At 40.0% G+C, this 25859-nt stretch carries 36 protein-coding genes; 28 read left to right on the top strand and 8 right to left on the bottom strand.

Features of this window, described 5'->3' with window-relative positions; translation table 11 throughout:
* Positions 1-41: 41 nt before the first annotated feature.
* Positions 42-239 (bottom strand): YwbE family protein, encoded by a 198-nt coding sequence (locus J7E77_RS21870; RefSeq protein WP_088086847.1) that lies wholly within the window; start codon positions 237-239, stop codon positions 42-44.
* On the bottom strand, positions 232-435 hold the full coding sequence (locus J7E77_RS21865; RefSeq protein WP_214716971.1) for a hypothetical protein: 204 nt from the start codon (positions 433-435) through the stop codon (positions 232-234). Before J7E77_RS21865 ends, J7E77_RS21870 begins: the two co-directional genes overlap by 8 nt.
* A 249-nt stretch (positions 436-684) precedes the next feature.
* Between J7E77_RS21865 and katA the strand changes: the two genes are divergently transcribed.
* Positions 685-2145 carry a catalase gene (gene katA / locus J7E77_RS21860; protein WP_214716970.1) on the top strand — a complete coding sequence of 487 codons (1461 nt, stop codon included), beginning with the start codon at positions 685-687 and terminating at the stop codon, positions 2143-2145.
* A 165-nt stretch (positions 2146-2310) separates the two neighbouring features.
* Entirely contained in the window at positions 2311-2781 is a 471-nt protein-coding gene (locus J7E77_RS21855) for a GyrI-like domain-containing protein (protein WP_214716969.1), read from the top strand.
* A gap of 231 nt (positions 2782-3012) precedes the next feature.
* Here the strand turns inward: J7E77_RS21855 and J7E77_RS21850 are convergent, their stop codons facing one another.
* From J7E77_RS21850 to J7E77_RS31270, 4 genes are all read right to left on the bottom strand, one after another.
* Positions 3013-4431, bottom strand: a complete 1419-nt coding sequence (locus tag J7E77_RS21850) for a recombinase family protein (protein ID WP_214716968.1) — start codon at positions 4429-4431, stop codon at positions 3013-3015.
* Positions 4432-4484: 53 nt separating this feature from the next.
* Entirely contained in the window at positions 4485-5501 is a 1017-nt protein-coding gene (locus J7E77_RS21845) for an ImmA/IrrE family metallo-endopeptidase (RefSeq protein ID WP_214716967.1), read from the bottom strand.
* Between the two features lie 132 nt (positions 5502-5633).
* On the bottom strand, positions 5634-6860 hold the full coding sequence (locus tag J7E77_RS21840) for a type I restriction endonuclease (protein WP_214716966.1): 1227 nt from the start codon (positions 6858-6860) through the stop codon (positions 5634-5636).
* Between the two features lie 135 nt (positions 6861-6995).
* Positions 6996-7355 carry a helix-turn-helix domain-containing protein gene (locus J7E77_RS31270; RefSeq protein WP_214716982.1) on the bottom strand — a complete coding sequence of 120 codons (360 nt, stop codon included), beginning with the start codon at positions 7353-7355 and terminating at the stop codon, positions 6996-6998.
* A 239-nt stretch (positions 7356-7594) separates the two neighbouring features.
* Here J7E77_RS31270 and J7E77_RS21830 point away from each other — a divergent pair, with 239 nt between their 5' ends.
* The 4 genes from J7E77_RS21830 (at position 7595) to J7E77_RS21815 (ending at position 9050) form a co-directional block, all read left to right on the top strand.
* Positions 7595-7846 carry a helix-turn-helix transcriptional regulator gene (locus J7E77_RS21830; RefSeq protein WP_308160735.1) on the top strand — a complete coding sequence of 84 codons (252 nt, stop codon included), beginning with the start codon at positions 7595-7597 and terminating at the stop codon, positions 7844-7846.
* Between the two features lie 425 nt (positions 7847-8271).
* Positions 8272-8538 (top strand): hypothetical protein, encoded by a 267-nt coding sequence (locus J7E77_RS21825; protein ID WP_214716965.1) that lies wholly within the window; start codon positions 8272-8274, stop codon positions 8536-8538.
* The gene (locus J7E77_RS21820; protein ID WP_214716964.1) at positions 8535-8693 is read left to right on the top strand and encodes a hypothetical protein; all 159 of its coding nucleotides are present in this window, start codon (positions 8535-8537) and stop codon (positions 8691-8693) included. Before J7E77_RS21825 ends, J7E77_RS21820 begins: the two co-directional genes overlap by 4 nt.
* A 192-nt stretch (positions 8694-8885) precedes the next feature.
* Complete coding sequence (locus J7E77_RS21815; RefSeq protein ID WP_214716963.1) at positions 8886-9050, top strand: hypothetical protein; 165 nt, start codon at positions 8886-8888, stop codon at positions 9048-9050.
* 199 nt (positions 9051-9249) lie between these two features.
* Here J7E77_RS21815 and J7E77_RS21810 read toward each other — a convergent pair whose 3' ends face one another.
* Positions 9250-9405 (bottom strand): hypothetical protein, encoded by a 156-nt coding sequence (locus tag J7E77_RS21810; RefSeq protein WP_214716962.1) that lies wholly within the window; start codon positions 9403-9405, stop codon positions 9250-9252.
* Between J7E77_RS21810 and J7E77_RS21805 the strand changes: the two genes are divergently transcribed.
* From J7E77_RS21805 to J7E77_RS21735, 15 genes are all read left to right on the top strand, one after another.
* Positions 9393-9623 carry a hypothetical protein gene (locus tag J7E77_RS21805; protein WP_214716961.1) on the top strand — a complete coding sequence of 77 codons (231 nt, stop codon included), beginning with the start codon at positions 9393-9395 and terminating at the stop codon, positions 9621-9623. The genes J7E77_RS21810 and J7E77_RS21805 overlap by 13 nt on opposite strands.
* Positions 9601-10773 carry a DUF2800 domain-containing protein gene (locus J7E77_RS21800; protein ID WP_214716960.1) on the top strand — a complete coding sequence of 391 codons (1173 nt, stop codon included), beginning with the start codon at positions 9601-9603 and terminating at the stop codon, positions 10771-10773. Before J7E77_RS21805 ends, J7E77_RS21800 begins: the two co-directional genes overlap by 23 nt.
* 208 nt (positions 10774-10981) lie before the next feature.
* Positions 10982-11758, top strand: coding sequence for a DUF2815 family protein (locus J7E77_RS21795; protein WP_214716959.1), 777 nt, complete (start codon positions 10982-10984; stop codon positions 11756-11758).
* Positions 11758-13737 carry a DNA polymerase gene (locus J7E77_RS21790; RefSeq protein WP_214716980.1) on the top strand — a complete coding sequence of 660 codons (1980 nt, stop codon included), beginning with the start codon at positions 11758-11760 and terminating at the stop codon, positions 13735-13737. Before J7E77_RS21795 ends, J7E77_RS21790 begins: the two co-directional genes overlap by 1 nt.
* 157 nt (positions 13738-13894) lie before the next feature.
* Positions 13895-14296, top strand: coding sequence for a hypothetical protein (locus tag J7E77_RS21785; protein ID WP_214716958.1), 402 nt, complete (start codon positions 13895-13897; stop codon positions 14294-14296).
* Positions 14289-14429, top strand: a complete 141-nt coding sequence (locus J7E77_RS21780) for a hypothetical protein (protein WP_214716957.1) — start codon at positions 14289-14291, stop codon at positions 14427-14429. Before J7E77_RS21785 ends, J7E77_RS21780 begins: the two co-directional genes overlap by 8 nt.
* Before the next feature lie 12 nt (positions 14430-14441).
* Positions 14442-14954 carry a hypothetical protein gene (locus J7E77_RS21775; RefSeq protein ID WP_214716956.1) on the top strand — a complete coding sequence of 171 codons (513 nt, stop codon included), beginning with the start codon at positions 14442-14444 and terminating at the stop codon, positions 14952-14954.
* On the top strand, positions 14947-15231 hold the full coding sequence (locus J7E77_RS21770) for a DUF3310 domain-containing protein (protein ID WP_214716955.1): 285 nt from the start codon (positions 14947-14949) through the stop codon (positions 15229-15231). The genes J7E77_RS21775 and J7E77_RS21770 overlap by 8 nt, the downstream gene beginning before the upstream one ends.
* Positions 15206-15400, top strand: coding sequence for a hypothetical protein (locus J7E77_RS21765; protein WP_214716954.1), 195 nt, complete (start codon positions 15206-15208; stop codon positions 15398-15400). Before J7E77_RS21770 ends, J7E77_RS21765 begins: the two co-directional genes overlap by 26 nt.
* A gap of 15 nt (positions 15401-15415) precedes the next feature.
* Complete coding sequence (locus tag J7E77_RS21760) at positions 15416-16426, top strand: hypothetical protein (RefSeq protein WP_214716953.1); 1011 nt, start codon at positions 15416-15418, stop codon at positions 16424-16426.
* Positions 16374-16904 (top strand): dUTP diphosphatase, encoded by a 531-nt coding sequence (locus J7E77_RS21755; RefSeq protein ID WP_214716952.1) that lies wholly within the window; start codon positions 16374-16376, stop codon positions 16902-16904. The genes J7E77_RS21760 and J7E77_RS21755 overlap by 53 nt, the downstream gene beginning before the upstream one ends.
* A complete protein-coding gene (locus J7E77_RS21750) occupies positions 16904-17263 on the top strand; it encodes a hypothetical protein (protein WP_214716951.1) in 360 nt (119 codons plus the stop codon). Before J7E77_RS21755 ends, J7E77_RS21750 begins: the two co-directional genes overlap by 1 nt.
* Before the next feature lie 200 nt (positions 17264-17463).
* The gene (locus J7E77_RS21745; RefSeq protein WP_214716950.1) at positions 17464-17616 is read left to right on the top strand and encodes a hypothetical protein; all 153 of its coding nucleotides are present in this window, start codon (positions 17464-17466) and stop codon (positions 17614-17616) included.
* A gap of 60 nt (positions 17617-17676) precedes the next feature.
* The gene (locus J7E77_RS21740; RefSeq protein ID WP_214716949.1) at positions 17677-17883 is read left to right on the top strand and encodes a hypothetical protein; all 207 of its coding nucleotides are present in this window, start codon (positions 17677-17679) and stop codon (positions 17881-17883) included.
* Between the two features lie 29 nt (positions 17884-17912).
* Positions 17913-18428, top strand: coding sequence for a DUF5651 domain-containing protein (locus J7E77_RS21735; protein ID WP_214716948.1), 516 nt, complete (start codon positions 17913-17915; stop codon positions 18426-18428).
* Positions 18429-18907: 479 nt separating this feature from the next.
* Here J7E77_RS21735 and J7E77_RS21730 read toward each other — a convergent pair whose 3' ends face one another.
* The gene (locus tag J7E77_RS21730) at positions 18908-19087 is read right to left on the bottom strand and encodes a hypothetical protein (protein WP_214716947.1); all 180 of its coding nucleotides are present in this window, start codon (positions 19085-19087) and stop codon (positions 18908-18910) included.
* 458 nt (positions 19088-19545) lie between these two features.
* On the opposite strand from J7E77_RS21730, the gene J7E77_RS21725 reads away from it, so the two are divergent.
* The 7 genes from J7E77_RS21725 to J7E77_RS21695 all read left to right on the top strand — a co-directional run bounded on the left by J7E77_RS21725 (position 19546) and on the right by J7E77_RS21695 (position 25859).
* Positions 19546-19716 (top strand): hypothetical protein, encoded by a 171-nt coding sequence (locus tag J7E77_RS21725; protein ID WP_214716946.1) that lies wholly within the window; start codon positions 19546-19548, stop codon positions 19714-19716.
* A gap of 14 nt (positions 19717-19730) precedes the next feature.
* Positions 19731-22163, top strand: a complete 2433-nt coding sequence (locus J7E77_RS21720) for a virulence-associated E family protein (RefSeq protein ID WP_251028141.1) — start codon at positions 19731-19733, stop codon at positions 22161-22163.
* A 274-nt stretch (positions 22164-22437) separates the two neighbouring features.
* The gene (locus tag J7E77_RS21715; RefSeq protein ID WP_214716945.1) at positions 22438-22725 is read left to right on the top strand and encodes a PDDEXK family nuclease; all 288 of its coding nucleotides are present in this window, start codon (positions 22438-22440) and stop codon (positions 22723-22725) included.
* Positions 22722-24110, top strand: coding sequence for a DEAD/DEAH box helicase (locus tag J7E77_RS21710; protein WP_214716944.1), 1389 nt, complete (start codon positions 22722-22724; stop codon positions 24108-24110). Before J7E77_RS21715 ends, J7E77_RS21710 begins: the two co-directional genes overlap by 4 nt.
* Entirely contained in the window at positions 24107-24628 is a 522-nt protein-coding gene (locus J7E77_RS21705; protein ID WP_214716943.1) for a hypothetical protein, read from the top strand. The genes J7E77_RS21710 and J7E77_RS21705 overlap by 4 nt, the downstream gene beginning before the upstream one ends.
* A gap of 137 nt (positions 24629-24765) precedes the next feature.
* Positions 24766-25023 carry a hypothetical protein gene (locus tag J7E77_RS21700; RefSeq protein ID WP_214716942.1) on the top strand — a complete coding sequence of 86 codons (258 nt, stop codon included), beginning with the start codon at positions 24766-24768 and terminating at the stop codon, positions 25021-25023.
* Positions 25024-25037: 14 nt separating this feature from the next.
* Positions 25038-25859, top strand: coding sequence for a terminase small subunit (locus J7E77_RS21695; protein ID WP_214716941.1), 822 nt, complete (start codon positions 25038-25040; stop codon positions 25857-25859).

The following is a 25859-nucleotide window of genomic DNA, read 5'->3' as shown; positions in this document are numbered from 1 at the left end:
AGGTACTTTTTCAGTGGCCTCCATAAATGTAGAGGGTTGGTTTAACGATTGATTTCCTTGACTCTGCCAACTTGACCATCCGTCAGCCGCACTTTAATGCCATGTGGGTGAAAACTTGACTTGGTCAATATATCCTTAACAGTTCCCTCAGTGAGTTTCCCGCTTCTTTGATCTGCTTTTAGGACTATTTTGACTAAAGTCCCAGGGACAATGTCTACTCTATTTTGACCACTAGACACCCATTTTTCTCCGTGAATTACTTACTTTTTTAGTCTGCTGGCTTTGCAGCTTTTTAGTTGCCTGTGAGCTATTTGAGCTTGAATTTCCTCCGGCCGCTTTGTTTTTCTTATTTTCCAACTGCTGTTTCATCGCTTCTTGAAGACTAATTTTCTTCTTCGGTTCTTCCTGTGGATTGGTTTGGTTTGAATCACTCATAAAAAATCCTCCTAATAAAGTGTTGACTTCATTATAAGCTATTTTCGTCCAAATAAAAATTTTTTTGACGTTATTTCTTATTTTTGGAATAACGTCCTTTATTTTTAATACCTATGTAATAGTGGGGGGTACATGTTATCCTGTTGATAATCAATATTAATTTATATTTATTATAATTTAGTATTGATTTTAATAAGATTTATATTATAATTTGTTTAAGCTTTAAAAAATAGTTTACGAGGTGATCAAATGGGTAATGGCAACAAACACTTAACAACAGGAAATGGAGCACCAGTCGGTGATAATCAAAATTCGATGACGGCTGGATCACGTGGACCAACATTGATTCAAGATGTACATTTACTAGAGAAATTGGCACACTTTAACCGTGAGAGAGTTCCTGAGCGTGTTGTCCACGCCAAAGGTGCCGGAGCACATGGCTATTTCGAAGTGACCAATGATATGTCAAAATATACAAAAGCAAAATTGTTTAATAGCGTTGGAAAACGTACACCTATGTTTATTCGCTTCTCAACTGTTGCAGGTGAACTTGGTTCAGCTGATACAGTTCGCGATCCGCGTGGCTTTGCTGTTAAGTTTTATACGGAAGAAGGAAACTATGATTTAGTAGGGAACAATACGCCAGTCTTCTTCATTCGCGATGCGATTAAATTTCCTGATTTCATTCATACTCAAAAAAGAGATCCTAAAACCCATTTGAAAAATCCAACTGCAGTTTGGGACTTCTGGTCACTGTCACCTGAATCCTTACACCAAGTTACCTATTTAATGGGTGACCGAGGACTTCCAGCAACACTTAGACACATGAATGGCTATGGCAGCCATACCTTTAAATGGGTTAATGCGGATGGAGCGGCAGTTTGGGTCAAATATCACTTTAAATCCGAACAAGGTGTTAAGAATATGGCACCAGAGCTTGCTGGTAAGTTAGCTGGTGATAATCCTGATTACCATACGGAAGACTTATTTCATGCAATTGACAAGGGGGACTTCCCAGCATGGAGACTCCATGTTCAAATCATGCCTTTTGAAGATGCTGAAACGTATCGCTTCGATCCGTTTGATGTCACAAAGGTATGGTCACATAAGGACTACCCATTAATCGAGGTTGGGCGTATGGTGCTCAACCGTAATCCGGAAAACTATTTTGCAGAGGTCGAGCAGGCCACATTCTCTCCTGGAACAATGGTCCCTGGTGTTGAGGCTTCGCCGGATAAAATGCTTCAAGGCCGACTATTTGCTTATTCGGATGCCCACCGCTATCGTGTAGGACCGAATCATAATTTGCTCCCAATTAATCGTCCAAAGGTAGAAGTAAATAACTATCAACGTGATGGGGCGATGCGTTCCGATCATAATGGTGGTGGTTCGGTTTACTATGAGCCAAACAGTTTTGGAGGACCAAAGGAGGAACCTGAACATAAACAAACTGCCTTCCAGGTTACTGGACTTGCTGAACAAGTAGCCTATGATCAAAATGACCACTACACACAAGCCGGTGATTTATATCGCTTAATGTCAGCAGACGAGCGTGCCCGCTTAATTGAAACAGTGGTAGGCGCAATGAAGCCAGTTGAGAGGGATGACATAAAGCTTCGTCAAATTCAACATTTCTACAAAGCAGACCCAGAATATGGTGAGAAAGTAGCCAAAGGGTTAAATCTAGCTATTCCTCAAGAGGTAAAGTGACTATGAAACTAGTAAAGGCCGTTCATTAAGATGAACGGTCTTTTTTCATGGTAACAAGAGCTGAGATCTAGTCAATTTTTTAATGATTAATCGAACTATTTTTGCAGGAATTTAAGGGCAATGATTAGAATTATATTAATATGATGATTCAAAAGGGGGATTAGCATGAGTATCCAGGTAATAGAAAAAGAAGAAATGAAAGTTGTTGGGATTTCATGGAATGGAACTTACTCACAAATCAGTACACTTCCACGTCTTTTTCAAGAAATGGTTAATCGACTAGAAGAAGTATCCTATCAAACGAAAGAACCTGTATTGATTGCACCTTTTCATAGCCGGGAAACAGAGTTCACCTATTATGTAACAACGCCCGTAGAAAAAATTGACGAAATTCCCGATGGTATGGTTGGATTTACGATTCCGAGTAAAAATTATGTTTTTTCTACCCATAAAGGAAAGCAAGAGGAAGTCGAAATTACATATCAACAAATATATGCTTGGATGAAAGAATATGGCTATGAACAGGATCACAACGCATTAAGCATTGAAGTATATAAAGAAGAGAATAAACATCTGTATGCTTCTGGGGAGCTTCACTTTGATATTTATTTACCGGTAAAGACTTATAAAGAGTAAACTAATTCTTTCAATGGAAGCAAGCTAAGGGAAGAAGCAATCACCTTAGCTTATGGATTTTATGTGAAATAATGATCAAATAATTTTAGAATGAAAATACTTTTTAGTGCGTTTCCCTTTACTGTTACAATAGATTATACTATCATTAATTTAAGAATTGTATATTCCTTCGGGGTCGCGTGACGGTCATAACTCAACCGATTGAAGTTAATTAAAAAGCCTGTGTTAAGGCTATTTAAAAGTGGTTTCTTTGATTTCAATTACTGGGCGTTCACCTGAACCACCTGAGTGAGATTTTAGACATTCGATTTGGACCGTATCAAAAATGGTAGTCAATATTCGTTTTCGATTCTCTAACGAGATATCCTGCCATTTGGTTTTAATATTTTCGATGATATTATTAATAACTTCAGAGGTTGGAGTTTCTTGGTTAATTTCGAGAGAGCGAGTTAATTCGTTCTCTTTTTCTATTTCGGCATCCATTTTTTCTTTGTAATCCTTTTTCGTTAGATCCCCATCCACATATAACTCTTTCCAGCGCGCTTTCCGTACTTCAATCCGTTTTAGTTCTTTCTTGATTTCTTTTGTATCAACTTCTTGCTGATCAGGAGCTTCGGTTTCAACTGGTAGATATTCAAGAGATTTAATAAATTCTTGTTCAATGGTATCCTCAGCAATTACAGGCATATCACAAATTTTATATTCAAAGCGGCCAGAGCATTTATAAAACCGGTGCACGGTTCCGTCAGCTCGATTCCTTTTTCCACCTGACATGGAATGTCCGCAGCGGGCGCATCTTAAAACGGAGGAAAAGGGGTAAACGGTCCTCGATTTCCAACCTGTATTCTTGCGATCTTTCCGTGTTTTCTTAATCTCTTCGTAAACTTCTTTGGTGATAATAGCAGGGTGATTACCTTCCACAATCACTTCCTCATAGGTACGGTTGCCTTGCTTCGTACGGTAATTCCACCTTAGAGCTCCATAATAGACAGGATTGGTCACGACATAGTCTACAGCACTATGATTCCAGTGAGCGCCTGTTCTGGTTCGTATCCCGTTCTTATTTAGTTCCTCAGTGATCATCTTCTTACCCTTGGTATGAAATGCTTCGAACATCCATCGTACCCACTTCGCCTCTACTTCATCAATAGCCAACTTACCTTGATCGTCCAGATAATAACCAAAAGGAGCACGGCCTCCATTACGGGAACCTTCCTCATGCTTTCTAGCCATCCCCATATAAGTTCTCTCTGCCAGCTGCTCTCGTTCAAATTGGGCAAGAGAAGCAAAGATATTGATTAACAGTTTGCCTTGGGCTGTTGTCGTGTCATAGGGCTCTGTGACGCTTTTAAAGGCAACCTTATTTTTTTCGAAAGTGTTTAGAAGAATATTGATATCCGAAACATTTCTGGATAGACGGTCTAATTTGTAAACCAATACCACATCGAAATGAGGAATATCTGATAATAACGACTGCAGCTGGGGGCGCTCCATGTCCTTGGCTGATCTGCCTTCCTCAACATATTCCTTGTAAATTGTCCAGCCTTGAGAAAAGCAGAAGGCTCTCATTTTGTCTAATTGCGCAGCAAGAGAATATCCTTCTTTTGACTGTTCCTCAGTTGAAACCCTGGGGTATAATGCTGCTTTCATGTTGTCTCACCTCCATCAACCATTATAAAACTAAAATAAAAGGTCAGTACGTGTTAATTATTGGTTACCTCGTTATTAACTACTTGCATTAAACGATTTCCGAATATATTCAATTCAAGTAAATGCTCTAAATAATTCGCATCGATGACCATTCGATTAATGTTATAAGGATCAACATTAAAAAAATTTAGTTGTTTCTTTATGGCCTTTAAATTGATGGCAAAATCATTTGGATAGGAGGGATGAAGAAACAATTCCATTACATGTGCATCTGAGTCACTATTTTGGAATTCCGACATGGGTAAAAACTCAAATTCATCGTCAATAGGAAAAAGATGCATTTTCTTGCCCCAGTTCACTTCACCACGATTCACCTCAATACAATACCAACGAGGAATAGGGTGACCTTCATCAACATCAAAATAGACCTTGTTTTTTCTTTTTACTTTAGTGGAGAAATATTGCTTGATTTCATTTGATGAGAATAAATCTTCTAACAAAGGATAAGTTTCCATTTCATATTGCTCCTTTTCCTCAGCAATCTTTGTAGGTGGGATAGGTAGATTAGGTAAACGAACATCTATTTTAGATTGAAGAATCCGTCGTTTGATTTGTTCCACTCTCTTTTTTGCTAATGATTCCGGAACTTTAAATACCATTTGTATCAACTTAATAATCTGATACTCGAAGGGCGGGAGTTCAAGCTCCTTAAGCATGAAGAAGGGGATAGCAGCATAAAGTTGAAATCGATTTGCCTGAGCTTCCTGCAGCTCCCTAAATTTTTTACTCATATTCTTGGTTTGGTCCCCACAATGTAAGATGGGATGACCTAGTTCATGAAAGAAGATCTTTCTTTGATTTTCTTCAGTTTCGTCAGGATCCAAAAAAATTACGGAAAAATCATCTTCCCAAATCGCCCGTTGCGGACCATTATTTGAAAAGTCTAATTCTATTTGAAAGAGATTTGCTACATTTCGAATAGCTAAATCAGAAGGAGTTATTATATTTCTCTCCATGAACATTTTTTCTATTTTCCGTTCGGTTTCAGTGAGAGTATATCCACTTAGCACTGTACATTCCTCCAAAACTAATCAATTATATTGTTATTATACGAATATATGTTCGATTTTACAATAAAAAGAAAATGTCCATATTATGGACATTTAAAAATAGAATTACTGAAATCATATTTATTAATTTATTCACTGAATACTTTTAAAAAATTCATCAACGTTATCAACTTTTGAAACTAAATTTGGAATATCTTTAAAAGAAAGATTTGTTATGCAACTTCTCAAATAGTATGTTTTCTCATTGGTATTTTTGTTCGTTCTGTACCCCAACTTTGCATTAATAAAACCGGTTTGTTCAACGATTGGATTCTCTGATAAGAATTTAGCAATTTCATTCGATTTTACTGTGTAAAGTGTAGTGTCTTCTTGTTTATTATAATATTGTCCGATCAAATATCCAACAATAGAACTACCTTGCATTAGTATAGAGGACACAAAAAAATCACTTATTGGATTGCCTTTGTCAACTGAATATACATCAGTTGATAGTTTCATTAATTTTTTATATGAATCAGAATTAGGAAGGACTATCCTAATTCCCTCAAAGTCTTCATAGGAACCTAACGATTCAATTTCTTCTGGAGAATAATACACCCGTTTTTCCTCTTGTGTAGCAATGTCAGTTGCTGCTGATTCTTGTACCAATTGGTTTTGCATAACATTCTCAAATTTTTCACTAATTAATTCAGATAAAGCTTCGTGGATACTTTTTTGGATTAGAGGCCGAGCAGTATTAATAAATTGCTGCGTAACTTTAAATTTAAAACGTTCTTTTATGACAAATCTAATGAAATCGTCATTAGGAGTATCGAAAATCTCCTTAATTACTGACTTAAAAGATTGAGAGTAAATAAGTGATTCGGCCATAATTTTTATGCTTTCATAGTCGTAAAGGTTTTTAGAAAACTTAATCAAATTGTTAAAATCTTCATCAGTATAGTTTGTAATATTAAAAACAAAAAACGGCTTGGGATCCATTATATTTGCGTCATTTAGATCTGTAAAAAAATGATACTCTACTCCGTTTGTTAAGATACCTAGTCGAACGCTAGGAAAAGTACTAAAATATCTACTAAGTTGTGGAGCGCTTTTTGTAATTTTATTGTTTACAGATTTAGCTTCAACAAAAATTTTGGGTGCACCATTTATAGAAATAGCATAGTCAACTTTTTCATTCTTTTTATGGAAATCCGCTGTGAATTCTGGTGTTACTTCTTGAGGGCTATATATATCGTATCCAAGTCCCCTGAGGAGAGGTAAGATTAAAAACTGTTTCGTTGATTCCTCATTTTTAATTAAATCTTTGTTGTCATTAACAACTTTGTTTAATGTGTCTAACGTTTCAATAAGATTCACTTTTTGTGTTCTCCTTCGCCCCTAATTAATTTTTACATTATCATTATGTAATCCCATGTTCGTGTGAAAAAAGTCCTTATGTTTTTCCAAAATAAAAAGACACCTAGCCAAAAAAATATAAGTCTTGGTGTCTTTTTATTTATCTTCGTTGCGTTCTTTAGTCATTTTCCTCTTTTTCAGTTCCCGGAAAATTTCAAGTTGGATTTCTAAATGTTCTTTTTCTTCATCAGTTAAATTGTCAAAATCATGGAAGGCGGTGTTGATTTCTTCGTTTTTCTTTTTTTTACCTGCACCAATATAGCCAGCTTTACTCATTAATTCGTCATAATCAACTTTTAATGCTTTCGCTAATTTTGCAAGTGTTTCAGGCTTGGGATTTTCTCTTTTCCCATTCTCTATCCTAGAAATTTGAGCAGCACTTACCCCAGCATATTGGGCTAATTGGTTTACGCCTAAATTTTTTGATTCTCGTATCTTCTTTATATAAGCTCCAATTTCGGTTGTTTCTTCCGAATTCACTTATTTCACCTCAATCGGAAAATAGTATCTACATATATTTAAATACAATATTACCTGCAGGTAAATGGTTTGTTGTTAAAAGTATTACCCGTAGGTAAAAACGGTAAATATTACATAATCGAAAAGTTGTTGTAATTTTTTTTGATTTATCTATTGCCTACTGGTAACGATAATGCTATATTATTACCGAGAGGTAACAAGTAGGAGGTGTCGCAGTGAAACTAACATTGAATGTTGAGAAAGTTAAAGAATATATGAAGTTTAAAGGTTGGGATGAAAGGGCTCTTGCGGAGGAAATGGGCGTTTCTTACGAACAAGTTTACAGAGTGTTTAGAGGACTTCGTAATCCAGGAAATGAATTTATTGCCAAAATTTTAAAGGCGTGTGCCGGAGCTGATTTTGAACAGCTATTTATTTTTGATGAAGTGTTACCTAAAGGGAATGGTAATTCAAATATTAACTTTTAACCCTGGAAGGAGGAAGCAACTTGGTAATCAGGTTGAATGAGCAACAATCTAAAATCCTCATCGATATCGCCATAAAGGATCTGCTGCCTAAGGAGTTAGAAAAACGGAAGAAAGAAAAGGAGCTCTTGAGGAGGGTTTGAAGTGGAGAAAGAAATACCCTACGAAGTGGTTAAAGAAAAGTATCAATAATTCGTTCAGTCCTTTCTTTCCGGCGAACCTGGTACCGAAAAAACGGAACTGCTTCCAAACCTTTGGGCAGTAGTGAATAAGAAGCACAATTTCAGAGCAACCATTGAATGCGAATTTCGACGTACTCTCGGTTCGATGGGCAAAGTAGAATGGTTTGCTATTGTGACAGAGCTCGATCCAAAAGGTTTCGAAAAGGATAAAAGTAATTTCTTATTAGAGTTTTAGGAGGTGCTTTTGTGGATCATGCAATTGATGGTTTAATGGTTTATTTCGAACTATCTTATGAAGAACTGGTCAAGGAATGGAAATCTGGAGAATACAAGAAATTGATAGATTGTCCTTCATACAAAGAAGCAAATACCTATCGCGATGCACTCAATGTCCATGTTAAAGGTTGTTATCTTCCAGCATTCATTAAAAGTCACATAATGCCGCCTTTATCAAAACAAGTTAGAGAGCAGCTCGAAATTGAAAACTTCTGGGCAGAACAGGATGGACGGTGAAAGTTATGAAAATTGAAGTGATTGAGAAGTCCACTGGCAAGATCGTCTGGACGGAGATTCATTACACCAATACGACACTTTTCAAAGCACTGGAGCAGCTTAAAGAGAATAATTTTAATCCTGATTATTTCCATTTCAAATTGAAAAAAGCCTAACTAGGCTTTCCTTTTTAGCCATCATGCAGTTTTTGGAGATAAAAACTTGGAATATTTGAAAGAGGTGAGGCATATGGGATACATCGCATCTGGAATGATCTTTATCGTAGGCTTGTTTTCATTATACTTCCTGTTTTGGATGTTGGACTTGCTTCCGAAGGAAGGTGAAAACAATGAGAGGAGGTGGGAGAGATGAGGTTGGCAACTGTCATTCAAATCGGTGATTGTCAAAGTTATGAAGAAGAGAAAGCACAGGTTTTGAAAGAACTAAGAGCGCTTTTACTTACGTATTCTACGTCACAAGAAACAGCACGTGCTTACATCCAGAACGCGATAGCGTTTATTAAACAAGAATAAGACCCATGCGTCAACATGAGTCCAGAAAAAAATATTAACCTAATTCATTATATCAAATTCTAGGAGGAATCATTCATGCAAATTTCAATTAATATCCAGGCGCCTGAAATCGCTAAGGCGATTGAATCACTAGCGGCAGCATTATCGGGTAAGTCAATTCAAGGTATCGCATTAAACGGAGGTGAGATTGCAAAAACGGCTACTGTCCAGGAATCCACTCAGCAGACGGCTCCAGTAACTCAACCAGCACCTCAGCAAGCAAACGTGGTCCCGTTCCAACAACAGCAACCAGTACCAAACGTGGTTCCGGTTCAACAAGCTCCGGCAGTGCAACAACCACCCGTGCAACAACCACAGGCTGTGCCAACATCTGCGCCGAGTTACTCGATGGATCAGTTAGCGGTTGCCGCCACTCAATTGATGGATGCTGGTCGCCAGCCTGAGTTATTGTCACTTCTTGCTTCTTTCGGCGTTCCGTCGCTTATGGCTCTACCTAAAGAGCAGTACGGAGCATTTGCCACTCAGCTTCGAGGAATGGGGCAAATATTTAATGGCAGAGATTGCACATGCTGAACGTGCCCATGCCGTTCTTTCTGCCAGCGCATCGCATCGATGGTTATCATGCACACCTAGTGTACGGCTCGAAGAACAGTTTCCAGAATCGACCTCAACTTTCGCTGAGGAAGGCACCCTAGCACATGAGATCGCAGAGTTGAAGTTACGAAAGCATTTTGTCGAACCGATGAGCGCTAGAACCTTCAACACTCGCTTAAACAAAATGAAAAAGCATGAGTTATTTCAGGAAGAAATGCTAAAACACACTGATACCTATCTTGAGTACTTACAGAAAATTTCGATTGCTCTGTCTACTAGCCCTTATGTTGCGGTAGAAAAAAAGATTAATTATACCTCATATGCACCCGAGGGATTTGGTACCGTGGACTGTCTTATGATCGGCGGAGACACCCTATATGTTACCGATTTTAAATATGGTAAAGGCATACCCGTAAGCGCTGAAGACAATCCGCAAATGAAGTTATATGCGCTCGGTGCGTATCTTGCGTACAGCTTTTTGTATCCGATTAAATCGATTCACCTGGCTATTATCCAACCAAGGTTAAACAGTATTTCAGAGTACTCCTTAACATTGGACGAGCTGTTAGCTTGGGGAGAAGAGATTAAGCCCATTGCTCAAAAAGCATTCAATGGGGAAGGTGAGTTTGTTCCAGGCGAACATTGCAAATTCTGCCGTGCAAAGGCCAAATGTCGTGCTCGTGCAGAGCAGTATTCGGCTCTCGAGGATTTCAAAATGATGAAACCTCCTCTGATTAGTAATGAAGAAGTAGGGGAAATCCTAGCACGAGCTGAGAATATCGAGGCATGGGTAAAAGCTTTAAAAGAGTATGCGCTTGCTGAGGTGTTAAAAGGAAAAGAAATTCCTGGCTGGAAAGCTGTTGAAGGTCGCGGATCTCGTTCGTATGTGGACCAAGATGTTGCATTTGCTCACTTGAAAGAAAACGGTATTGATGAAGCGATTCTTTTTGAGCGTGTGCCTTTAACAGTTTCTAAGATTGAGAAAGTACTAGTTAAGAAAGAATTTAAGAGTTTACTAGAAGAGCCTGGGCACGTGAAGAAATCAACTGGCAAGCCTACCTTGGCACCAATTGGGGATAAGCGAAAAGCGGTTGTCTTAGCGCCCGATGCAGCGGCTGATTTTGGGTGAAAAGAGATCGAAAAAAGCGATATCGGCGGTTAAGGGAAATACGTCAGGAAAGAGACTATCAATCTGGGACAATCCAATATGCAAATAGACCATACACTTTTCGTTCTGCAAGAGTCAACTTATTAAACGGGAAAGCCATTCCTGTATATGTAACTACTAATCAATTTATTAAAAAATACAAAATTAAGATATAAGGGGAAATGAAAAAATGACAAACCAAACAAATCCTACTCGTGTTGTAACTGGAGAAGTACGTTTCAGCTATGTGAATCTATTAAAACCTCGTGCAAGCATGCAAGGAGGCGAAGAAAAGTACAGTGTAACCATTCTTCTTCCAAAATCAGATGTAGCTACCAAGCAACGCATCGATGCAGCCATTGAAGCGGCTAAGCAAGTCGGTAAATCAAAATCATGGAATGGAGTTATCCCGCCGATGGTAGCTATTCCTGTGCATGATGGCGATGGAGTGAAACCATCTGATGGAATGCCGTTTGGCGAGGAGTGCAAAGGTCACTGGGTATTTAGTGCGTCAACTAAAGTAGACCAACCACCTGTAATCGTGGATGCCAACTTGAATCCAATCATTAACCCTACGGAGGTATACAGCGGAATGTACGGAAAAATTGCAGTAAATTTTGGGCCTTATTCAAATGCTGGGAAGAAAGGTATTGGATGTTATATCAGTAAAAACGTTCAAAAAACGCGAGATGGAGAACCTTTAGGTTCATCTGCTCCAGATGCTTCATCTGATTTTGGTGGAGCTCCTCAGCAACCTGTGTACGGTCAACAACCTAATCCATACCAGCAAAACCCGTATGGCCAACCGCAATACCAACAATCACCGCCTCAATATCAACAACAGCCTCAAATTGTAATGCCGGGTAATATGCAACCTCAACCTGGCTATGGACAGCCTCAACAACCGGCTCAGCAATTTGATCCGATTACCGGCGCACCGATCACTGGCGGCGTGTACGGGATATGATCAGAACCTTAAACATTGATATCGAAACTTTTTCATCCGTAGATATCAGGAAGGCGGGGCTCTACAGATACGTAGAGTCTCCGGACTTTCAAATTCTACTCTTTGCTTATTCCATCAATGATGGTCCAACACAAATCATCGATTTAGCACAAGGTGAACAGATACCTTCAGATGTAATGCAGGCTTTAGGTAGTCTCCAAGTAATTAAAAAAGCTTATAATGCCGCCTTTGAATGGTATTGCCTAAGTAAGTTTCTTGGTTGGTCTCCTGTCACTTGGCTAAATATGTGGCGATGTACCATGTTTCACGGGCTCTATTGCGGCTATACTGCGGGATTAGGGGCAACGGCAGTAGCACTTGGTTTGCCTCAAGATAAACGGAAAATGAGCGTTGGAAGCTCTTTAATTAAGCTATTCTGCACACCTACTAAGCCAACAACTAAAAATGGCGGTCGTACCCGAACTCTCCCACATCATGAACCTGATAAGTGGCAATTATTCAAAGATTACTGTATCCAAGACGTTGAAGTGGAAAAAGAAATTGATCGAAAGCTTATTCACTTCCCAGTACCTGAACAGGAGCAAAGACTTTGGGAGATGGACCAACGGATCAATGTCTATGGTGTCGCTGTCGATCACCAGTTAATCGATGGCGCCCTTCACATATCCGATCTTACAACGGCAGTCCTGACGATAGAAGCAGCCAACATAACTAAACTAAGTAATCCAAACAGTGCTCAGCAAATAACAAAATGGTTAGCCGATAAGGGCATAGAAGTTGAGAACTTACAAAAAGAAACTGTCTCTAATCTCGTTAAAGAAACCGAAGGGGAAGTAAAAAGAGTACTCGAGATTAGACAGGAACTATCCAAAACAAGCGTAAAAAAATACCAGGCTATGAAAGAAGCTGTTTGCGCCGATGGCAGGGTGAGAGGACTCCTGCAGTTCTATGGAGCAAACAGGACAGGAAGATGGGCGGGCAGATTGGTGCAAGTTCAGAATCTTCCGAGAAATTACTTGGAAACTCTTGATCTTGCCCGACAACTTGTTCAAGAGAAAAAGAATAAAGCGCTCCAATATGTTTACGGTAATGTTCCTGATACTCTTTCACAATTAATCCGTACGGCGTTTATTCCGAGTAAAGGACGTATTCTTCGCGTAGCCGATTTCAGCGCAATAGAAGCCCGTGTGATTGCCTGGTTAGCTGGTGAACAGTGGAGACTGGACGTATTCAATACACACGGAAAAATATATGAAGCATCAGCGTCCCAAATGTTCGGAGTATCAATCGAATTAATCAAAAAAGGGAATCCCGAATATGACCTACGGCAAAAAGGGAAAGTGGCCGAGCTTGCTCTAGGTTATCAAGGTGGATCAGGTGCGCTGATCAGTATGGGCGCACTCAACATGGGGTTAACGGAGGAAGAATTACCCGATATCGTGAGACGTTGGCGGACAGCCAATAAAAGAATACAAGATTTATGGTACAGCTTAGAATATGCCGCACTATCCGTTATGCGAACAGGTCAGCCAGCAGGTGTCAGAGGATTAATAATGGCTCGAGAGAGTGATATTCAAAACGGGTTGGATTTTCTAACGGTTACCCTTCCGAGTGGACGAAAACTGTTTTATGCCAGACCGTTTCTATCCGAGAACGAATTTGGGAAAGAAGCGCTCTATTATTACGGAATAAATCAAACCACTAAAAAGTGGGAAAAGGTTCCGACTTACGGAGGGAAATTAACGGAGAATGCTGTACAAGCTATTGCCCGTGACTGTTTAGCTGAAACCTTAACTCGCTTAGAAAATGCCGGACATCAGACGGTTATGCACATCCATGATGAAGTGGTGCTTGATGCTCCAATCGGAGTAAGTTCGCTTGAGGAAGTATTAGAAATCATGAAGCAGCCTCTCGCCTGGGCACCTGGCTTACCGTTAAATGCGGACGGATTCGAAGCAGCATATTACAAGAAAGATTAGGCTGATGAAAATGGAAACTGAAATGTGGCACCGTGATGATTGTGAAAAATGTGGTAAAAAAGTCGGTTGTGAGAATTTAACCCAAGGAGGGTTATGCGAAGAGTGTGAATATGAAAATGGATAATACGACCAAATTACCAAGCAAAGAGGTGTTAATATGTTGGAATTTATTAAATTCGATATTGATCTCCTTAAGGACGAAATGAAGGAAGCAAAAGTGATTCGAACAACATCATCTTCTGCAATTGAAAAAAGATACCAAAACAAGAGTGGTCTTCAGGAGATGTTGAGGAAGAATGCGCTTTTTCAATTTATGTATACGCCCTCAAAAACACTGCCAGTTAAGGTTGCTGGAATCATGGTCAACTATAAACTCTATGAATCTTTTATGAAAAAACTAAAAGGATTTCAAACAAAATTAGTGATTGCGGAGGATAGTCTAAAGCTCGAATACTGGAGGCACGGATCATCAAAAGCCACGTTGGAACTTGTGGACATCTCCCACTACTTTGAAGGCTTTAAACACATTCCTGTTGCGGAGATCCAGAGAGATGCCTAAGAAAAGAAAACGCCATCGTAAATGGGTCCTGTTATTCAGACTTGAGGACGGTCAGCCGGTGCACTTATACGAACCTCTTAGTTTTGGCGAGATTAATAGCCGATTACTGAAGGGCTGGAAACTAATAGATTAAGAGGGTGAGAGAGTGAACGTTTATGACTTTTATATCACACCTGATGAATATGAGATAGCAAAAGAAAATGGGGTAAGCCGTCAACTACTGGATCTGAGAATAAGGACACTGGCATGGGAAAAGGAAAAAGCTATTCAAACGCCCCCGCATGAAAAGAAAAGCCTAAAAGAATGGGTGGAAATTGCTGAAAGAAACGGCATTTGCTATAGCACATTGCGATATAGAATCAATCGATTAGGCTGGGAACCAGAACGCGCGGCTAATCAACCCCTGCAAGATAGAGCAGCCATCGCCAAATATGCCAGTGATCGCAGTCGAAAGTATCCAACTAAGTATAAGAGGATGGCAGAGCAAAATGGTATCCCTGAACGGACTTTTTACAGGCGAATGAAAGAGGGTTGGGATCCTCAAATAGCGGCAACCCGTGCCCCCATGACTTCATCGGAAATAGGGTTACTTACGAAAGAAAAACGAAATTTTAAGCGGTTATTTTTAAAAAAGAAGGGAGTTGTGGTAAATGGATAAAGGATCAATGGAAACACTTCCTGTGTTAGAAGACCTAATCAATAAACCTAGTCATTACCATAAGGGCGGCATAGATGTGATCGCCATCATGGAATTATATTTCCCACTTGAACAGCAAATAGGGTTTCACCGCGGGAACATGCTGAAGTACTTACTTCGCTACCGAGATAAAGGCGGTATTCAGGATTTAGAGAAATCTGGATTTTATGCACAAAAATTAATCGAGTTAGAAAAGAAAAGGAGAGAAGAACTTGGGGATTCTGTATCGGGCGTGTAAAGAGGTTATGCGGCAGAGTTACATCCAAGACTTACTCGTAATAGGATTCACTGAAAATAAGGAAGGAATTAGTGTCTATGACATGAAAGACGAAGAGCTTAGACATGAATTAGCTCTAGCTACATTCCGAAAGAAATCTATCGAGAACGATCAAAATAAATGGTTTTAGGATGGAGGGTGCCCCGTGGGAAAAGCGTGGACAGATGAGGAAGAAAACCTTCTTAAAGAACACTACAAAACAGATGGTAAAAAAGCCCTGGCAAAAAGGTTAGGGAGAACAGTTGCCTCCATTGAGAGTAAGGCTCATGCATTAGGAGTTTGGGAAAGGAAGAGGGAAAAAAGGAACAGCTGGACGAAAGATGACTTGGATTTCCTCCAAGATCGTTGGGGCCAGATCAGTTTTAAAACCATTGCCCAAAAGCTTAATCGTTCCGTTGACGCAGTGAAACAGAAGGCCTTTGATTTATCACTTGGAGACGCGAGCTTATCCTTCGAAGGGATTACTTTACATCAACTCGCTCTAGCAACCAATATTTCCTACAGTGTGTATAAAAACTGGGTGAATCTGTATGACTTTCCTATCAAACGAAAAGTGTTCGCATATGAAATGAAAGTTCAAGTTGTCCGCTACCACGACTGGTGGAAATGGGCGGAAAAGAATAAGCAAATGATTGATTTTTCCCGAATCGAAAAGAATATCTTAGGCGCTGAACCTGATTGGGTAGAAGGAAAACGGAATGCCGATTTTATCAAACGGACCAAAATTAAGAAAAGCCATAATCAAGCTTGGACAACAGAAGAGGACAATATTTTAAAAGGTATGCTTAACGCATATAAACATACCTATCCAGAAATCGCACAACGTGTGAACCGCAGCGAGGGCGCGGTAAAACGTAGAATACTAGATTTAGGGCTAAAAGCTCGACCTATTCGTTTGAATAATCATATTAAGTATACACCAGAAGAAGTGAAAATGATTGAAACCCTTTTTGATAAAGGACATTGCCTCGAGGACATCGCGTCAAGGATGAACAAAAGTGCCATAGGAGTCCGCGGGAAAATGGAGCGGATGGGGTACACCTTCAGGAACGGAGTGCCTAGTAAGAAGAAAGAAAAGAAATCGGATAAGGAGCTGATACTCAGTGGATTTAGCAAAATTGTTCCTACTGCAGAAAGAATTGGACAACCATATTGAAAACGAACACCCGCGAGAAGAAGGCGAGAGCCGTCTCTCTTATAAAGTTTTAGCCTTACTTGTGGAATTGGGAGAACTGGCCAATGAGGTGCGATTCTTCAAGTTTTGGAGTACGAATCGACGCCCAAGAACACAGGCGGTAAGGGTACCAACGATGATGGAAGAGGATAAAAAATACTACAATCCTACATTGGAAGAGTACGTGGACGGATGGCATTTTATCCTCTCCATTGGTCTTGAGCTGCAGATTAAAGAAGTTGAGATATCCGCATGTAAACGTGAAAATTTAGAGGATCAATTCATCGGTTTATATAACGTGATTTCTCTCCTTGCTGTTGGATTTCATCATAAGTACAACGATGTTGTTTCAGCCTACATTGGCCTTGGCGAAATGCTTGGTTTCACGCCAGAAGAAATTGAAGGGGCGTATCTGGTCAAGAACGAAATCAATCACAAACGCCAGGAGGTTCATTACTGATGCGTGAAAACGATAGTTCTGTTGATATGGATAAATTGCATGAGTTTTTTATGGCGGGAGAAAAGATTGCAGTAATCGCCTTCAAATTTGGGGTTAGCGAAGGATACATCCAACAAATTATAAGCAAAGAACGGAAGCTAATTCCCGAAAAATGGCCAAAACGTCAAAAGCCAATTCCGGAGTTACAGGAAATTAAAGAGAATCTTGAAGCCATCCAAATGCAATATGACACACAAGGATATGTAAGCACCAACGATGCCGATGATTTAGTCAGATATTGCAAAGTCCTAATTAAAATGGTGGAGCAAAGTCGTCCAGGGCCTAAAAAAGCCAGTTACATGGACCTGGATGACGAGTAATGAACTGCCATATCTGCGATAAAAGCACAAAAGTGTATGATGTCCGTCAACGGAAAAAAGCTAGAGTCAGACGGAGGGTTTGCCTTGCTGGACATGCATTCCTCACCTACGAAGTAAATGAGGATCGTTTTAATGAACTGCTAAAATATGAAACTTTATTTCTTAGAATCCAAAACATCGTAGAAAAGGAGGATTAAAGAATGTCCGAACAAGAACGCTTATCCTTTCTTTTAAGCTATCATCGCAACTTAAGCCTGCAGCTCGCAAATGCGGAATCGTGTGAGCGAGAAAGCATTAATGCCGCGCTCGGCAATCTAGAACTAAAGATCGAAGCCTTACTTTTTAAAGATTAGTCTAATTTACCTAACTGGTGTTCAAATAGAGTAAACAATCGAACTATAGGAGCGGTGCTTATGGATGATATCGATTACCAGGCTCTCACGGAAAAACTTAGCAATGTAACGATGCAAAATAAGCAGCTTAGGCGGGCAAATATCAATAAGGATAAAACGATTAAGCACCTCGGGAGAGTGATAAAAAAACTAAAAGAAGAGGCTGCTAAGAATAAAAAGCCGCATTATCGGAATGGACCAAAACGGGGTAAGACCAGGAATGGCTAAGGCACTATTACTTAAGGGAAGGACGTAACATGAGAGATTATCTGAATGCCACAGAAAAGAATCAATTTATGGTGATGCAGTCCATCCTTCAGTTGATGCAGGGAAAACGAAACGAAGGAAAAGACGGTCCAAAAATAGGTACGATGCTGGATGAATGGACGAAAAGAAGCAACATGACCAAAGCGGAACACAAAAGTCTCAAAACGGCAGAAACGTATTTAAAAAAGTTTTTAACATCGGTTTATGATCGTTTGAGCCCAAAAGAACAAAGCCTCATCGATAAAAAAGTCATGAAGTTTGATTTTAAGCTGGTAGACGATTACACCCTTAAACAAGTACACAGGGATATAGCGGATCGTTTCGTCAATGCAGCCGTGCCAAGAGAGCAATTTTACAAATGGTGCGAGGAAATCATGTGTGTTAAGTGCAATGGCTGCACAAAGAACTGGAATGAATGTGATCTGCATCAGGTATTTGATAACAATTTTGTCCCAGAGTCCGGATTCGATTGTACCAATTGTAAGTATGCGTATCAATTAGATTAATTTGTCGAAGTTTGGTCGAATTAGTTGCAAAGAACGAATTGGAGGGTTTTAAGATGGAGGTTATTTATGCTCATCCATATTGGACGACTTTATGGCTCATCATAGCTTTTAGTTGTTTAAGTCAAATCGGACAGAAAGATTAAGGCGATATTGACAAATAAAAACCCTCAGGCAAGGAGGAAGCCTGAGGCAAAGAAATGATATGGCAAGGAATTGGCATGTCTAAATGTGCTTAATCCCTTGCTCTTAATTTAATGTTTTACTAATAATATCTTATTTATTCCAATAATTGTAAAATGTGCAATTGACCCAAATTGCGACATACGGAGGCTAAAGGCAAAAACACACAAACGAAGGGGAGTCAATTTGTGTGTTTTGCAACATTTACTATAAGGATTGGGAGTTAAAAAAATGATGCTTTACAGCGTCGATTTTATTATTTTCTAGTTTATAAATTTTATTCTATAAAGGCGTGAATATTAAGAAGATTTATTTCCCCATAATCTTTCCAGATCTAGCGGAACAATTTCTCGACCATTTATTTGTTTATGAATTATAGGATTTTTGAAGGGGTCATAATAATTACCACCATCTTCATTAATATATCGTGCACGTACATCAACACCTAGAATGCTTTTAATATTATTGTGGTAAGTCATTTAAAAAATCATCTCCTTCATTTATTTAATTTTAATTATTATCTTTCTTTGGTTTTAAAAAAATTCAATATTTTTGTGCGTAGTTCGAAGAAAATATGTATCAACTTAATTAGTAATAGATAAAACACTTTGTTTAATTAATTTGTATTACTGTCCTTGTTAACCAATAACTTTCAATTGGTTAACAAACGCTCAAGCAACGCCCTATGTTACTTAAGAAGCCTTTTAATTATTACCTCAATAATTAAAAAGGCAATGACGCTAGAAAAAATGTGGCAAGTGATAGAAAGGGCAATTTCCAAAGATGTCACCTCATTTCTGTATCTGAGATGCTGCCTTCAAGGTTAATTTATGGAGTTATGATGGGAGTCGTGACAAATAAGGAGAGAATTTAAAATGAGTAGTTTAATTGATTTAAGTAAAAATGTCCAAGTGGTTAACCAAAAGGAGGCGCTTTAATGGAGCCGCTTCAGTACAGTCAGCTGTTTTACAACGAGGCTATCTATTGGCTAGAACAAAGATGGCAACGGAATTTAACACCTCACGAAAAGCACATAGTAATTGAAATTTACCGTTTTGTTCGAACAGAGCAAGCGGAGGAAGAGATTAAAATTCTTACGATGACGTAAATTAAGGTGATCAAATGAGTATGAATATCACGAGTATGCAATACGACAGACAAATAGTAATAAGTGCAGCCGGTAGTCGTAAGGCTACCCAGTGGCCAGCTCAAACCTTATTTTGGTCAGACATGGTGGAGCGGTTACGGACAGCGGTACGGGGCACGGAAACTCTTAATGAATATCTCAAACTACCAAAATCTCAACAAGACGAGCTTAAGGATGTAGGTGGCTTTGTAGCCGGTACACTGGCTGGTAATCGAAGAAAAGCTTCCAATGTCACAGGCAGAGATATCATAACCCTTGACCTGGACAATATCCCAGCGGGTGGTACGGCAGATGTACTTCGCCGACTCGAGGGGCTGGGTTGTTCTTATGCGGTTTACAGTACCCGAAAACACGAGGAAAGCAAGCCGCGGTTACGTGTGCTTGCTCCTCTCAGTCGAACAGCAACAGCGGATGAATATGAGCCGCTTGCACGGAAGTTAGCTTCGATTATTGGAATGTCCTTGGCGGATCCTACCACGTTCGAAGCGTCTCGATTGATGTACTGGCCTAGTTGCTGTGTCGATAGTCAATATGTTTTCCGATTTGGGGACAAACCATTCTTAGATACGGACGGACTCCTAGCAACGTACGGGGATTGGCGGAATATTCAAGAGTGGCCAGAAGTACCTGGTGCTGGTCAAACGCATGTCCGTTTAGCAGCTAAGCAGGGAAACCCAACCGAAAAGCGCGGGGTCGTTGGTGCCTTCTGCCGCCAGTACGATATTCATTCAGCGATTGATACCTTTTTACCCGGTATCTATACGGCAACTGATGACGGCAGCGGAAGATACACCTTCATAGGAGGTTCCACGGTTGGCGGAGCAGTCATTTATGACGATGGGCTGTTTCTGTATTCCCACCATGCAACGGATCCGTGTAGCGGTCGATTAGTCAATGCGTTTGACCTGGTTCGGTTGCATAAGTACGGGGAGCATGACGATGAAGCTAAGCCGGATACACCCGTAAACAAATTACCTTCCTTCACGTTAATGAGTGGATTTGCACTAAACGATGCAGGAGTTGCCGCCGTATTAAACCAGGAACGATATGAAAAAGCGGTTGAGGATTTTGGTAGTCCTGTAGATCCAGGAGTACCGGCTACAGAGAATGACCTAAATTGGATGCGTAAGCTCCAAATTAACTTAAACACAGGTGCACCATCTAAAACTACCGATAACATTTTAGTCATTTTGGACAATGATCCGATGCTAAAAGGACGGCTTACGTTCGATGAATTTGGTAATAGAGGGCTTGTTCTCGGAGCGCTTCCGTGGAGTCCTTGTGCTGATCGCAGGCAATGGACGGATATCGATGATGCAGGATTAAGACATTACCTTGAACGAACATACGGCATTACCGGGAAAGAAAAGATTCTGGACGCAGTAGCTTTATGTGCGCACAGGCATACGATTAATGACGTTTGTGAGTACTTAAAAGGGCTAAGATGGGACGGAATAAGGCGATTGGATACGGCGATAATTGATTACTTAGGGGCAGTGGATTCAACTTATATCCGTGCTGCTACGCGTAAATCGATTGTTGCCATGATTGCAAGAGCGATGGATCCTGGCTGTAAGTATGACTATATGCCGATCATTGCGGGTCCACAAGGTTTAGGGAAAAGTACGTTTTTAAGTATTCTTGGTCAACGCTGGTACAGTGATTCCTTGCAGACATTTGAAGGAAAAGAAGCCAGTGAAATGATTCAAGGCGTATGGTTGAATGAAGTCGGGGAATTAACAGGTATGACAAAGTCTGAGACCAATGCCATTAAGCAATTTTTAAGTCGCAGAGAGGATATCTACCGAGAGCCGTTTGGACGTCGTACAAAGGCGTTTCCGCGCCGATGCGTATTTTTTGGAACCACAAATGAAAGTGAATTCCTGAAAGATCGGACTGGAAACCGACGTTTTTGGCCAATTGATGTTGGCATAAATCAGCCAGCAAAAAGCGTTTTTGAGCAATTAGAAAGTGAAGCACCGCAAATATTGGCTGAAGCTTTTGCATACTGGCAATTAGGGGAACCCTTGTATCTAACAGGAGAGGCATTGGAAAAGTCAATAGAACATCAGGAAAACCATCGGGAGAGCAATGTAAAGGAAGGTATTATCCGTGAATTTATTAGTCGACCTATACCGGTGGAATGGGAGAAAAGGGATATCAGTGAACGACGTTTATATTGGTCGGGCGAGTTCGGGAAGGTAGAAACAGAGACAGTTAGAAGGGATCGCATTTGTGCAGCTGAAATATGGACAGAGTGTTTTCACAATGATATTAAGTTTATCAAACAAGCGGATACACGGGAAATTAACAGTATTTTGGGGTCTGTACCTGGTTGGGATTCATACCGGGGAAGGTTTGGACCATACAGTTTTCAGCGTGGTTTTGTACGGAAAGCAAGTCTGTGACACTGTTGACAATCCATGTTGACAGATTTTCAAGTGTCAACAATCCATGTTGACAGATTTTTAAGTGTCAACGTGAGTGTCAACAGAAGTGTCAACAGGAAAAACGTTGGTATATCTATATTTATTATATATTGTTGACACTTTGACACTTAAATATATAAAAGTAATAGAAATAAATAAATAGGGATATAGGTATACGCCTAACACGCCTATTTATATATAATATAGGGATTTTTACGAAGTGTCTGCCAACGACGTTATCGGAGGTTTGAAAATGCGAGAAAAACAAATCGAGTCTTATCTACGAGATCAGGTTAAAAAAATCAAAGGAATCGCCTATAAATTTGAATCGCCAGGGAATTCAGGTGTGCCGGACAGGTTAGTCCTTCTCCCAGGAGGAAAAGCTTATTTTGTAGAACTGAAGGCACCAGGTAAGAAATCAAGACCCTTGCAAATTGCACAGCAGCGAAAAATTTCGAACTTAGGATTTCCAGTTTTGGAGATTGATAGCAAGGAAGGCGTAGACATATTCATCCACACAGTTCGAGGTGATACAAATTGACAAAATTTATCCCGCACAACTATCAAAGGTACTGTATTAACCGGTTACTTACGACTCCAGCACTTGGACTCCTACTCGACATGGGATTAGGAAAAACCGTTATCACCTTAACTGCCATTATGGATTTAAAATATAATCAATTTGCTGTAAACAAAGTCTTAGTGATTGCACCGAAGAAAGTAGCAGAAAGCACATGGGCAAGGGAAACCGAAAAGTGGGATCACCTGCAGCTGTTGCGAATTTCTACCGTCCTTGGATCCGCAACGAAACGAGTACGAGCTTTAAACACCCCTGCAGATATATATGTCATCAACAGAGAGAATATTCCTTGGTTGGTCGAGCATTATAGAAATTCATGGCCGTTCGATATGGTCATAGTGGACGAGTTTAGTAGTTTTAAAAATCACCAGGCGAAACGATTCAAAGCATTATCCTGGGTGCGGCCGCATATTAAGCGAATTGTCGGATTAACCGGAACGCCCGCACCAAATGGGTTATTGGATCTGTGGGCGCAGGTGTACTTGCTAGATAGCGGAGAACGATTAGGCAAAACCATCGGAGGCTTCCGGGAAAGATATTTTGAACCTGACCAACGGAACCGTGATCGCGTTTTCTCCTATGCCCCTAAAGCCGGCGGAGAGGAAATAATTCAAAGCTTAATCGGTGATATCTGTGTCAGCATGAAAGCCGAGGATTATTTGGAGCTTCCGGATATTACGTATAACACCATTCCCGTTGTGTTAGACAGCAAAGCCCAAAAAGCCTATGACCGACTAGAAACAGAAATGCTGTTGCAGGTAGATGAGTCCACCATCGATGCAGGATCCGCAGCGGTCTTAACCAATAAGTTACTGCAGTTATGTAATGGAGCTGTGTACGATGAGAACCGAGAGATTGTGAACATACATGATTGCAAGATTGAGGCATTCATGGAATTACTAGAAGGATTAAACGGAAAGCCTGCCTTGGTGTTTTATAATTTCAAACACGATAAAGAGAGAATCATAAAAGTATTGAGTAAAACGAATTTACGGATTAGAGGACTAGAAACCGACCAGGATCAAGTGGATTGGAACAATAAACAGATTGATATTCTTCTAGCGCATCCTGCTTCTGCAGCCTACGGCTTAAACCTTCAGCATGGAGGAAATCACGTCATCTGGTTCGGGCTTAACTGGTCCTTGGAGTTATATCAGCAAGCCAATAAACGTTTACACCGACAAGGACAAACAGAGAAAGTGATTATTCATCACCTAACGGTTGCTGGTGGAGTAGATGAGGACGTAGCAGCCGCTTTGGAGAATAAGACAAGCACGCAAGATCAGTTGATGTTCGCATTAAAAGCAAGAATTGAACGAGTCCAGAAAGAGGGGGATCCAGCGTGAAGTTGAGCGAGGAGCAATTGGAGATTATATCTAAAGCCGCAGCCCAAGCGGTATACGAATACCTGGAGAAGGAAAAACAAAAGCAGAAAAAGGATAAACAGGACCATCGTTTGCACAATATCAAACTCTTATTGCAAAACTACAGAGGATTAGTTTTACATTGTGAAACACTTAAGGCTGAATTAACCGAGATTGACTCAACGTCTATTCAGGATTTAGACGTAAGCACGATTAGCGTTGAATCCATCGAATCCATTAAGAGAAGCAGGGAAAAGTCCATAGCGATGGTATTGTTTATTCAAGGGAAAATGAACGCCTATAGACAATCTTGTAACGAGGAGGAGATGAAATACTTTCGAGTGTTGGAAAAAAAATATCTAACAACGAAAAGGTTTACAATCAAAGAAATAGCAAAGACAGAGAATATCGATCGGACTACTGTTTATCGATACATCGACAAGGCTGTTGAGGATTTACCCATAATATTTTTCGGGGTTGCGGCGATTGACTTCAAATAAAAAACTGCGACAAATCTGCACCCATTTGCGACTCTTTCTGTGTTATTATGATAGTGTGAAATAAATATAATTATGTATATTTCTTAAAGCACCCGTTATTTATAGCGAGGTGCTTTTTATATGCGAGGAGGATGGACATGGACAAGTGTAAGACCTGTATCTGGGCGGATGAACGGAGCGGAACAAAGCTTTTCTGTCCGTTCTCTTCTTGTGTAAAAGTAGAAAAACTAGACAAAGAGGGAATCTTAAAAGCCGTGGAAAGTCGAATGCAGGCTCTTAAGGATTATATAGATCGTGATTTTGAAGGAGGACTTACTGGATACAACGAGGCCTTCCGTGAACTAAAGTACTGGAAAGAAGCCATTGAACGGGGTGAGTTTGATAGCAGGAGGTAGGTGCAGATGTAGCTATGGATTGGGAACTAATAAGACACGAGTATGAAACCACGGATCTAACTCTGAAGGCTATTGCAGAAAAGTTCGGGATTAAATTAGGGACATTGAAAAGTCGCAAAAGCCGTGAGAGTTGGACAAGGGACGCAACCTTTAAGAAGGATGCAACCAAGAATAAGAAGGTTGCAACCACTAAAAAGGATGCAACCTTCAAGCCGGTTATCGAATCCAAGGATTTGAATGATAAACAAAAACTTTTCTGTCTTTATTACATCAAGTATTACAACGCAACGAAATCATATCAGAAAGCGTATGGGTGTGCTTATACGACAGCTATGGTAAATGGCAGTGGACTACTCAGAAACACTAAGGTCGCCGCTGAGATTAATCGACTTAAGGCTGAACAGCAGCAAGGTGTATTTTTAGACGGCATGGCAGTGCTTCAAAAGTACATCGATATTGCTTTTGCCGACATCACTGATTTTGTACAGTTCGGCAAGAAAGAAGTACCTAAATTTAATATGATAACGGGGGAACCTGTTCTTAATGATCTAGGGGACCAGGTAGTAGATACCTATAACTTCGTTGATGTGATGAATGCGCCAGAGGTAGACGGTACGATCATCACCGAAATCAAACATGGCAAAGAGGGCATATCGATTAAACTGGCAGACAAGATGAAAGCCCTTGAGATGTTAACAAAGTATCTGGATTTAATTCCTGATCACCATAAGCGAAAGCTAGAAGAAGAGCAAGCTAAGCTTAACCGAATGAAGTATGAATTAGATAAGCGCGTTGTTGAATTAAGGGAACGAGAAGAAAAAACAAAGGGCTGGTAA

This window comes from Bacillus sp. ISL-77 (genome assembly GCF_018613105.1).
This window is presented reverse-complemented; position numbering and strand designations above follow the sequence as displayed.